This window comes from Pseudomonas chlororaphis subsp. chlororaphis (assembly GCF_003945765.1).
GTDB classification, from domain to species: Bacteria; Pseudomonadota; Gammaproteobacteria; order Pseudomonadales; family Pseudomonadaceae; genus Aquipseudomonas; species Aquipseudomonas chlororaphis.
Genome location: NZ_CP027712.1, coordinates 2722967 through 2733853 on the forward strand (window position 1 = coordinate 2722967; position 10887 = coordinate 2733853).

A 10887-nucleotide genomic window follows, 5' to 3' on the forward strand; every position below is an offset into this window, starting at 1 on the left:
GCTTTGTGTAGCCGCTGCCGAGCGCAGCGAGGCTGCGATCGGCCCGCAGGGCCGCTAAACCTGGCGCCTCGCAGGATCTGGGGAAACGCGGTGCCCGCCTGGCGAGTCCTTCGGCCTCGATCGCAGCCTCGCTGCGCTCGGCAGCGGCTACAGAGACCGCATTCCCAGCCAGGCCGGCCGGTAGGCCGCCTCGCGTTGTTTTTGATGGTTTGCCCCATCGGGAGGCCGAGTGGAGGTTCTGCGCAGTGGGCAACTCGGCAGGGATGCCGGGTTAGCCGCCCCAGGCCATGGATGGCCTGTGGCGGCGGCCCACGGATCAATGCCGGAGTGAGGGCATGCCGAGCCTTAGCGAGGCACCGAGTGGTGGGGCAAGAGCGTTTTGCTTACTTTTGCGCTCTTCAAAAGTGAGCCGCCGTAAGGGCGGAACCCTAAGTGGCCGTAACCACAGAAACGGATATGTACACAGGAGCATCGAGCTTTCTATAGCCCTGCCTCTGGCATCAGGCCCCCACTTTTCCACCCCCCACCCAACGCCACCACCAACCCCACACTCGCCTGCAACCGCCGCGTCTGCAGCGCCTGCAACCCCCGCTGCGCCTGCAACGCCGCGGTCTGCGCCGTCACCACCTCCAGATAACTCACCGCCCCCGCCTGATAACTGTTCATCGCCAGGGCCTGCGTATGCTCGGCGGCATTCACCGCCGCTTGCTGGTCCAGGGCCTCCTGCTGCAAATCCCGCAGTTGCCCCAGGTTGTCTTCCACTTCACGTACCGCCCGCAGCACCTGGCCGCGGTAATGGGCGGCGGCTTCCTCGAATTCGGCGTGGGCCTGGCGTTCGTTGGCGCTCAGGCGGCCGCCGTCGAAGATCGGCAGGTTGACCAGAGGCCCCAGCGCCCAGTAGCGATTGCCCGCTGCCAGCAGGTTGCCGCTGCCCTGGGTCTGCCCGCCGAGCAGGCCGGTGAGGCTGAAGTCCGGGTACCAGGCGGCCCGGGCCACGCCGATGTTGGCGTTGGCGGCGAACACCCGGCGTTCGGCGGCGGCGATGTCCGGGCGGCGTTGCAGCAGGGCGCTGGGTAGTTGTTGCGGCACGCTGGGCACGGCCAGGGTCTGCTGGGTGGCGGGCAGCTGGAACTGGCTGGCCGGTTCGCCCACCAGTTCGCCGATCGCGTGTTCGGTGAGATTACGTTGCCCGCGCACTTCGTCCAGTTCGGCCTCGGCGCTGGCCAGCTGGTTTTGCGCGCGGGTCAGGTCCAACTCCGAGGCGATCTGCCCCTGGTAGCGGCTGCGGGTCAGTTGCAGGGCCTGGGCGTAATCGTCCAGGGACTGGCTGAGGATCGCGCGCTGCGCATCCAGGCCATTGAGCTGCACATAGAGCGCCGCCAGCTGCTGTTGCAGGCTCAGGCGCGCCACCGCCAGGTCGTCGGCCGAGGCTTCGGCCTGGGCGTCGCCGGCGGCCACCTGGTTACGAATCCGCCCCCACAGGTCCGGGTCGAAGCTCAGCGAGAAACCGGCGCTGTTGCTGTTGTACACCGAAGGCTGGCTGCCGCCGCGCAACGGCCGGTGGTCCGACTGGCGCTGGCGCAGCGACTGGCCGCTGGCGCTGATTTGCGGGAACAGCCCGGCATGCAGCTGGCTGGCATAGGCCTGGGCCGCGTCGAAGTGCGCCAGCGCCGCCGCCAGGTCCGGGTTGGCCTTGAGCAGGCGTTGTTGCAGGTCATCCAGGCGCGGGTCCTGGTACAGCCGCCACCACTGGCTGGCCAGCTGATCCGCCGGTTGCGCCGGATGCCAGGGGCCGTCGCTGGTCTGTTCGCGGTAGTGGGCCGGCAGTTCCACGGTTGGCACCTGATAGCCGGGCGCCAGGGAGCAGCCTTGCAGGGCCAGCACCAGCAACACCGCAAGCGGTTCAAGCCTTGGGCGCATGTTCACCTCCGGCGTCGGCCAGTTGCACCAGGTCGCCTTCGCGCAGGGCATCGGGCGGGTTGTCGATCACCCGGTCGGCGGCTTGCAGGCCCTGGTCGATCACCAGCCGCGCGCCGAGGTCGAGGCCGATATGGATGTCCCGCAGGTGCACGTGGTTGTGCTCGTCGAGCAGCGCCACCTGGGTGCCCTGGGCGCGGAAGATCAAGGCGCTGGCCGGGATGCTTACGCCCCGGGTGTCGGCGGGCAGGGCCAGGGCGGCCTCGGCATAGTCGCCGGGCAGCAGCGCGCCGTCGGGGTTGTCGGCGACGAACTGGGCGAGCAGGGTGCCGGAGCGCTGATCGATGGCGGTGGAGTCGCCGATCAGCCGCGCACTGAAGTGCTGGCCGGGGTGTTCCGGTACCGTCAGCTCGGCGCTGAGGCCGGGGCGGATCACGCTGGCGTAGTTCTGCGGCACCGGCACGTAGAGCCGCAGCTTGCGGGTGTCGGCCAGATCGAACAGCTGCGGATCGCTGTCGTTGTCGGCCTTGATCAACTGGCCGATATCGGTGTGGCGCGCGGTGATGGTGCCGGCGAAGGGCGCGCGGATGGTCTTGTAGTCCTCCAGGGCCGAGAGCCGCGCGTAATCGGCAGCGGCTGCTTCGGCATTGGCCTTGGCGGCCGCGGCGTTGGAGGTTTTTTCATCGGCCTCCTGGCGCGACACCGAGTGGCTGGCCAACAGGTTCTGCCAGCGCACGGCGGTGGTCTGCGCCAGCCGCGCATTGGCCTGTTCCTGCACCAGCCGGGCATGGGCCTGGGCCAGTTGCTGGTCGAGGTCGGGGCTGTCGATTTCGGCGAGGACTTGCCCGGCCTCGACCCTGGTGCCTATGTCGCTGTTCCAGCTTTTCAGGTAGCCGCTGACCCGGGCATGGATCGGCGCCTTGCTCCAGGCTTCCAGGTGCGCCGGCAGGCGCAGGGTGTCGCCCTGGCGGTTCTGCTGCGGCTGCAACACCAGGACCTGGGGCACGGCGGCGGTTTCGGTCCAGGCGGCCACCGCGCGTTCATGGCGGGTGCGCGCGGCCAGGCCGTTGGCCACCAGCAGGGCGGCCAGGGTCAGGCCGCCGATGCCGAGCCACAGCAGGCGTTTGCGCGAGGGGGTGTGTTCAGGCGACATGGGTACTTTCTCCAGCGACAGCGCGAGTGGGGTGACGCCCGTGGACCAGGCTGAACACCACGGGAACGAACAACAGGGTGGCGGTGGTGGCGAGGATCAGGCCGCCGATCACGGCGCGGCCCAGGGGCGCGTTCTGCTCCTCGGACAGGGCCAGGGGCAGCATGCCGATGATCATCGCCAGGGCGGTCATGCACACCGGGCGAAAGCGCGTGTAGCCGGCCTCCCGCGCGGCCTTCAGGGCATCGCCGTGTTCCGCCAGGCGTTCGCGGCAGAAGCTCACCACCAGGATCGAGTTGGCCGTGGCCACGCCCATGCAGAGGATGGCCCCGGTCAGCGCCGGCACCGACAGCGAGGTGCCACTCAAGAACAGCATCCAGACGATGCCGGCCAGGGCCGCCGGTAGCGCGGTGATGATCACGAACGGGTCGAGCCAGGACTGGAAGTTGACCACGATCAGCAGGTAGATCAGCACCACCGCGCCCAGCAGGCCCAGGCTCAGGCCGCTGAAGGCTTCGTGCAGGGCATCGATCTGCCCGTGCAGGCTGATGGTCGCGCCCTTGGGCCGCAGCGCCTGGCTGTCGTCGAGGACGTGCTGGATATCCCGGGCCACGCCGCCCAGGTCGCGGCCCTGGACGTTGGCGTAGAGGTCCAGGGTCGGCTGGATGTTGTAGTGGGTGACCACCGCCGGGCTGTCCACCCGCGAGATGCTGGCCAGGCCGCCGAGGATCTGCGACTGGCCGTTGCTGCCGGTCACCGGCAGCGCCTCCAGGGACGGCAAGCTGTCCAGGCGGTACTGCGGGGTGGCGGCGACGATGGAATAAGACACGCCGTTCTGCGGGTTGAGCCAGAAGGTCGGCGCCACCTGGGAGCTACCAGCCAAGGAGGCCACCATGCTGTTGGTCACGTCGCGCTCGGTAATCCCCAGGCCATTGGCCCGCAGGCGGTCGACCTTGACCGCCAGCGAGGGGTAGCCGGTGGACTGCTGGATACGCAGGTCGGCGATGCCCGGCACATGTTGCAGGCGCCGTTGCAGTTCCAGGGCATAGGCGCGGTTGGCGGCGCTGTCGGGCCCGGAGATTTTCACATCCAGCGGCGCCGGCGCGCCGAAGTTGAGGATCTGGCTGCTGATGTCCGCTGGCAGGAAGGCGAACTGGCTGCCGGGAAAACTCTCCGGCAGGGCTTCGCGCAATCGCTTCACGTAGTCGGCGGTCGGCGCGTGGCCGGGCTTGAGGGTCACCTGGATGTCGCCATCCTGCGGGCCGATGGTGCCGCTGCTGCTGTAGGCCATGTCGATGCCGCTCAGGGGGATGCCGATATTGTCGATCACGCTGTCCAGCTGCTCCGGCGGAATCACCTCGCGAATCCGCGCCTCGATGCGGTCGAAGGCCGCCGCGCTTTCCTCGATCCGCGTGCCCAGGGGCAGGCGCACATGCAGGGCCAGCGCACCGGCATCGGTGGCCGGGAAGAAGTCCTGGCCGAGGCTCGGCAGCAGGGCGAAGGAGGCCAGCACGCAGGCGAGAAAACCGAGCAGGAAGCGCTTGCGGTTGGCCAGGGCCAGGGTCAGCAGGCCGTGGTAGGTGTCGCGCACGTTGGAGAAGCGCCGCTCGAACCCCTGCTGGAACCCCAGCAACCCGCGCACCAGGGCATGCCGTGGCCGGGCGTGCTGTTCGCCCTCGTGGTGGTTGATGAAGGCGTCTTCCGGGTGATGCCCCGGGCCCGGCTCCGGCACATGGGGCTTGAGCAGGTACATGGCCAGGGTCGGCACCAGGGTCCGCGAGAGGATGAACGAGCTGGCCATGGCGAAGATCACCGCCAGCGCCATGGGGCGGAACAGGTAGCCGGCGATGCCCTGCAACAGGAACATCGGCACGAAGACAATGCAGATGCACAGCAGCGAAACGAACGCCGGGCCGACGATCTGTTTGGCGCCGTCGAGGATCGCGGTCTTCACCGCCTTGCCCTGTTCCAGGTGCCAGTTGATGTTCTCGATGGTCACCGTGGCGTCGTCCACCAAAATCCCCACCGCCAGCGCCAGCCCGCCGAGGGTCATGACATTCAGGGTCTGGCCGCTGGCGGCGAGCAGGGCGATGGCCGCGAGCACCGCCAGGGGGATCGAGGCGGCGATGATCAGGGTCGAGCGCCAGCTGCCGAGGAACAGCAGGATCATCGCGCTGGTCAGCAGCGCGGCGATGATGCCTTCCCGGGCCACGCTGCCCACCGACTGCTTGACGAACACCGAGGCGTCGCCCAACAGCGAAGTCTTCAGCGCCGGCGGCAGGGTTTCATCGATGCGCGGCAGCATCTGGCGGATGCCATCGACGATCGACAGGGTGGAGATATTGCCGTTCTTCAGCGCCGGCATCAGCACCGCGCGGTGGCCGTCGACCCGCACGATATTGCTCTGCGGCGGCGAGCCGTCGCGCACATGGGCCACCTGGCCAATGGTGATCAGCGCACCGTCGACAGTCTTGATCGGCAGGTCGTTGAGCTCGTCGATGGCCGTCGGGCTGTTGTTCAGCAGCACCGTGTACTCGCTGGCGCCGAGCTTGGCGGTGCCCACCGGGATGATCTGGTTCTGCGCCGCCAGGGCGTTGCCCACGTCCTGCGCTGACAGGCCCTTGGCCGCCAGCGCCTGCGGGTCCAGGTCGAGGGTGATCTGCCGCTGCTTGCCGCCCATGGGCGTCGGCATCGCCAGCCCCGGCACCGAGCTCAGGGGCAGGCGGATATTGTTCTGCACCAGGTCGCGGATCCTGGCTTCCGACAGGGTCGGGCTGGAGAAGGCCATCTGCAGGATCGGCACCGTCGAGGCGCTGTAGTTGAGGATCAGCGGCGGGGTGATGCCCGGCGGCATCTGCTTGAGCACGGTTTGCGACACCGCCGTGACCTGGGCGTTGGCGGTGCGTATATCCACCCCCGGCTGGAAGAAGATCTTGACGATGCCCATGCCCGGCAAGGATTGCGACTCGATGTGCTCGATGTCGTTGACCGTGGTGCTCAGGGAGCGCTCGTAGGTGTAGATCACCCGGCCGGCCATGGCGTCCGGCGACAGGCCGGTGTACTGCCAGACCACCGCCACCACCGGAATGCCGATATCGGGGAACACATCGGTGGGCGTACGCAGGGCCGCCAGCGGCCCGATGATGCAGATAAAAATCGCCAGCACGATAAACGTGTAGGGCTTGAGCAGAGCGGTCTTGACCAGCCCGAGCATGCGGTGGACCTCCGAGGGAAAACGAACCTCGGCAGCCTGCCGCGACCCACCTAACACGCGGCTTTCAGCCAGGTGAAGGAAGTTTTAGGTTGGGCCTGAATTTCCTTTCACGGGGATTCATTTGTCCTGTGGCGGGGGCCTCGACAAGCTGGATGGCAATCGGCGCGAGCGCTTTTTCCGCTCCGCCCTGTGTCGATTTTTTTACTGCCGAGGTACCTGCCATGAACGCCAAACCGCTGCTGCTGATTCCCGCCCTGAGCCTGGTGCTGCTGCTCTCCGCCTGCGCCGGCCCGATGCCCAAGGCCGATCCCAACGAAGCCTGGATCAGCCTCGAAGAAGAGGGCTCCAGCGACCTGATGGCCGAACGCGTCGACGGCAAGAACGTCGACGACGGCCGCTACTTCGAAGTCCAACCCGGCGCCCATCGCCTGGACGTGACCCTGTTCGAAGAAGTCGGCGGCGACTCCAACCAGGTCGATTGCCGCGGGCAGGTGAGCTACCCGAGCTTCAAGGCGGGGGAGCATTACAAGCTGGTGGAGTCGACCTTGGGGACTGAGGTGAGGGCGCGGTTGTACGACGGGGAGGGGAAGCAGGTGGCGAGCGTGCGGGATTTTGAGTGTATGCCGGGGTGACAGCGCTGTCGGCGTTGCTCAATCCAGGAAATTTCGCTCAATAGAAGGAGAAGCGGCTGACTGCACGTTGATTGAGGGCCGCCTGATGATGGTGGACTACATCCTTCAGGCAGGACCCATTTTATGAATCAAGCACTGCCATCCACCGATGCGGCCTTCAACGAAGTGGCGCAAATGATCGCCGCCGCGCGCCAACGGGCGATGCGGGCGGTGAACACCGAACTGGTGGAGCTGTATTGGCAGGTCGGCGCCTATATCAGCCGCAAGATCGAGGCGGCGGAGTGGGGCGATGGAGTGGTTCAGCAACTGGCGGATTATCTTGCGCGGCAGCAGCCGGGGTTGCGGGGTTTTACCCGGCGTAACCTGTTCCGCATGCGGCAGTTCTATGAGGTTTATCGAGGCGAGGAGAAAGTGTCAGCACTGCTGACACAATTACCCTGGACCCAGAACCTGATCATTCTTGCGCAAGGCAAGCGGCCAGAAGAGCGCGAGTTCTACCTACGCATGACGATCCAGGAACAATGGTCAACCCGGGAACTGGAGCGCCAGATCAAATCGGCCCTTTTCGAGCGCTCACTGACCCAACCGGCAAAAGTCTCGACAGCGTTGAGACAATTGCATCCCGAGGCGTTGAGGGTGTTCAAGGACGCCTATGTGGTGGAGTTTCTCGACCTGGCCCAGGGGCATAGCGAAGCCGACCTGCACAGTGGGTTAGTGCAGCAACTGAAAGACTTTCTGATCGAAATGGGCCGCGACTTCTGCTTTGTCGCTTCGCGCTATCCCTTGCAGGTTGGCGGGCGCGATTTTGTGCTGGATCTACTGCTGTTCCATCGCGGCTTGAATTGTCTGGTGGCCATCGAGCTCAAGGTCGGGAGCTTCGAGCCGGAATACCTGGGCAAGCTGGATTTCTACCTGGAAGCGCTGGACCGCCAGGTGCGCAAACCCCATGAGAACCCGGCCCTGGGCGTGCTGCTCTGTGCCAGCAAGGACGACGAGGTGGTCGAGTACGCCCTTAGCCGCTCACTGTCGCCCGCCTTGATCGCCGAGTATCAGACACAACTGCCGGACAAGAAGCTGTTGCAGGCCAAGCTGCATGAGTTTTATGCGCTGAATCCTCAGGCGGTTTGAGCCGCCTTATCGGAGCCCGAATTATTTTTCCGCTCCCCCGTCACAAACCACCCACCTGGCCCGTCATGTCGGTGTATCCCTCAATTAACGGAGCCACCCCATGTCATCCAGCCACCCGACCCAAGCCGTCAACCTGCTGCAAACCATCCCCGAAATCTTCGAAAGCCTGGGCCAGGTCCACGGCCTGATCGACGCCCACGGCCTTGCGCGCAAGCTGCACCACCTGGTGGTGCTGCGCGCCTCGCAGATCAACCAGTGCGGCTTCTGCGTGAAGATGCACACCCGCGAAGCCCGTGAAGACGGCGAAAGCAACGAGAGCCTGGACCGCCTGGTGGTCTGGCGCCATGTCAGCGATTTCAGCGCCGCCGAACGCGCCGCCCTGGCCTGGACCGAAGCCCTCACCGTGCTGCGTGAAGACACCGACTTCGGCTCGTTGCGCGCCGCCCTGCGCGAACACTTCAGCGAAGCGCAGATCGCCGCCTTGACGGCCGATATCGGCATGATCAACCTGTGGAATCGCTTGCAGGTGTCGAGGCACTGAGGATGGATCGAATCGATGAAACGACGGTGTTCGAAAGCCGTCGCAGCTTCCTGCTGGGCCTGGCCTACCGCCTCCTTGGCTCGCGCGCCGAAGCCGAGGACGTGGTGCAGGACCTGTTCATCAAATGGCTGGAGGCCGACAAGGCCTCCATCGCTACCCCGGCCGCCTGGCTGACCACCGCCTGCACCCGGCACTGCATCGACCTGCTGCGCTCGGCCCAGCGCTCGCGCCTGGACTACGTCGGCACCTGGCTGCCGGAACCGATCCACAGCCTGCATCACGACTCCCCCGAACAGAACCATGAACTGGCCTCGTCGCTGTCCACCGCCTTCCTGCTGCTGCTCGAACGCCTGACCCCCAAGGAACGCGCCGCCTACCTGCTGTACGACATCTTCGACCTGGACTACCCCCAAGTTGCGCAAACCCTCGGCGTCCAGGAAGCCACCTGCCGCAAACTGGTGTCCCGCGCCAAAGCCAGCCTGGGCAACACCCAAGCGCGCTACCAGCCGGAACCCTCACGCCAGCAACAACTGCTGAGCGCCTTCCACAGCGCCATCACCAGCGGCTCGACCCAAAGCCTGGCCGCCATGCTCTCCGAAGACGTCGAGCTGTGCGCCGACGGCGGTGGTAAAGCCAGCGCCATTCGCGAGACGTTGTATGGGGTGGAGGCGGTGTTGGCGTTTGTGGGGGAGTCGTTGAGCCGGTACTGGCGGGAGTATCAGTGGCAGGAGGTGGAGATCAATGGTGGGCGTGGGGTGGTGTTGAAGGGGGACGGGGAGGTGGTGGCGGTGGTGAGTTTTGGGTATGACGCGGGGGGGCGGGTGAACCGCGTCTTTATCATGCGGAATCCGGAGAAGTTGGGGTTGTTGGGGAGCTCGTTGGCGTGATGCGTGTATTGCACAGCCTTGGGAGGCTGCGGATTAGCAAACCTGGGGTACTAATGCCGATCAGCTAGGCGAAGGTGATCCACTGTAGGAGCGAAGCTTGCTCGCGATGAACGTCAACGATAACCGTGCATTGATTGGATAAACGCAGCCTTTCAAGCCCGTCGCGGACAATCGAGCCTCGGCCGGTCTCAGCCAAAGCGACCAAGTAGGCGATCAAGTAAGCGACCAAGTAGCCCGAATGCAGCTAGTTCTGGACGATGACTGAGCCTCTGGCACTTGCGCTCGACTCAATCGTCCGGTATCAGCTTTACCCACTAAAAGGGCATGGCAGTTCGACATCGGCTCTGAATCAGCAGACAGGGAGAAACACCAATGGCCGTATGGCTGGTCCGAGCGGGGTCCGCAGGGGAGTTCGAAGACAAGTTCATCAGTGAACGCCGCGTCTATGTGACGTGGGATGGGCTGGATGTGGATTTAAGTGCGTTCAAGCAACGCGACCAAATACAGACCGAACTGGCAGCGCGTTACCCAGAGGCGAAACCAAGAACACTACAAAACTGGAGCAGCCAGATCTGGCCTTTCGCTCAGCGCATGCAGGCGGGGGATCTAATCGTATTACCACTCAAAACCCAACCGGTGGTGTATATCGGCAAGCTGGTCGGCGACTATCAATTTGCCGTCGGTGGCCCCGATCCATTTTTCCACTGGCGAGCGGTTGAATGGATTGGCGAAGCAATTCCCCGCTCCAATTTCTCCCAGGATCTGCTCTACAGCTTCGGCGCGTTTATGACCATTTGCCGAATCCAGCGTAATAACGCCGAAGAGCGCATTCGCTCTATGCATAGAAATGGCTGGCAGCCCGAGACCTTGCAGCAATTGGTCTGTGATACGGCTACCGCCTCTGATGAGGTGGCGGTCGAGGAAGCCGAAACCGATCTGGAGCGGACCGGCAAGGACCATATCGTCCGACTGATCGAACGACGTTTTAAAGGCCATCGCCTGACCACTCTGGTAGCGGCAATTTTGCGGGCGCAAGGTTTCAGCGTCTGGCAAAGCCCGGAGGGGGCCGATGGTGGTGTTGATGTGTTGGCCAGTAACGGCGTGATGGGCTTTGGCGGGCAGGCGATTTGCGTTGAAGTGAAGTCGGGTACTGGATTAGTGGATCGTCCGACCGTAGACAAGCTGCTGGGGGCGATGAGCAAGTTCAACGCTAGTCAGGGGCTGTTTGTCGCTTGGGGTGGTTATCGTGGGAATGTGCAGAAGGAGCTGGCGTCCAGCTTTTTCCGCTTGCGGTTGTGGAACCAGGATGATCTGTTGGATCAGCTGTTTATGTATTACGACCGGTTGGATGAGGGCATCAAATCGGAGCTGCCGCTTAAGCGGATTTGGACGGCGGCGCTGACGGAGGATATTTGAGG

At 64.7% G+C, this 10887-nt stretch carries 8 protein-coding genes; 5 read left to right on the top strand and 3 right to left on the bottom strand.

Translation table 11 applies throughout. The annotated features are described in order from the left end of the window. Window positions 1-480 precede the first annotated feature (480 nt). The 3 genes from C4K27_RS12580 to C4K27_RS12590 are packed head-to-tail and all read right to left on the bottom strand — an operon-like array spanning window position 481 to window position 6281. On the bottom strand, window positions 481-1920 hold the full coding sequence (locus tag C4K27_RS12580) for an efflux transporter outer membrane subunit (protein ID WP_053260694.1): 1440 nt from the start codon (window positions 1918-1920) through the stop codon (window positions 481-483). Beyond that, window positions 1904-3070 carry an efflux RND transporter periplasmic adaptor subunit gene (locus tag C4K27_RS12585; RefSeq protein WP_053260695.1) on the bottom strand — a complete coding sequence of 389 codons (1167 nt, stop codon included), beginning with the start codon at window positions 3068-3070 and terminating at the stop codon, window positions 1904-1906. The genes C4K27_RS12580 and C4K27_RS12585 overlap by 17 nt, the downstream gene beginning before the upstream one ends. After that, window positions 3060-6281 (bottom strand): efflux RND transporter permease subunit, encoded by a 3222-nt coding sequence (locus C4K27_RS12590; protein WP_053260696.1) that lies wholly within the window; start codon window positions 6279-6281, stop codon window positions 3060-3062. The genes C4K27_RS12585 and C4K27_RS12590 overlap by 11 nt, the downstream gene beginning before the upstream one ends. A gap of 221 nt (window positions 6282-6502) precedes the next feature. Between C4K27_RS12590 and C4K27_RS12595 the strand changes: the two genes are divergently transcribed. From C4K27_RS12595 to C4K27_RS12615, 5 genes are all read left to right on the top strand, one after another. Further along, window positions 6503-6913, top strand: a complete 411-nt coding sequence (locus C4K27_RS12595; RefSeq protein WP_053260697.1) for a PA0061/PA0062 family lipoprotein — start codon at window positions 6503-6505, stop codon at window positions 6911-6913. Between the two features lie 123 nt (window positions 6914-7036). Further along, window positions 7037-8041 carry a PDDEXK nuclease domain-containing protein gene (locus C4K27_RS12600; protein WP_053260698.1) on the top strand — a complete coding sequence of 335 codons (1005 nt, stop codon included), beginning with the start codon at window positions 7037-7039 and terminating at the stop codon, window positions 8039-8041. Window positions 8042-8141: 100 nt separating this feature from the next. Then, window positions 8142-8582 (top strand): carboxymuconolactone decarboxylase family protein, encoded by a 441-nt coding sequence (locus tag C4K27_RS12605; RefSeq protein ID WP_053260699.1) that lies wholly within the window; start codon window positions 8142-8144, stop codon window positions 8580-8582. A gap of 2 nt (window positions 8583-8584) precedes the next feature. After that, the gene (sigJ, locus tag C4K27_RS12610; RefSeq protein ID WP_053260700.1) at window positions 8585-9469 is read left to right on the top strand and encodes an RNA polymerase sigma factor SigJ; all 885 of its coding nucleotides are present in this window, start codon (window positions 8585-8587) and stop codon (window positions 9467-9469) included. Between the two features lie 372 nt (window positions 9470-9841). Continuing rightward, complete coding sequence (locus C4K27_RS12615; RefSeq protein ID WP_053260701.1) at window positions 9842-10885, top strand: restriction endonuclease; 1044 nt, start codon at window positions 9842-9844, stop codon at window positions 10883-10885. The last annotated feature ends 2 nt before the right edge of the window (window positions 10886-10887 follow it).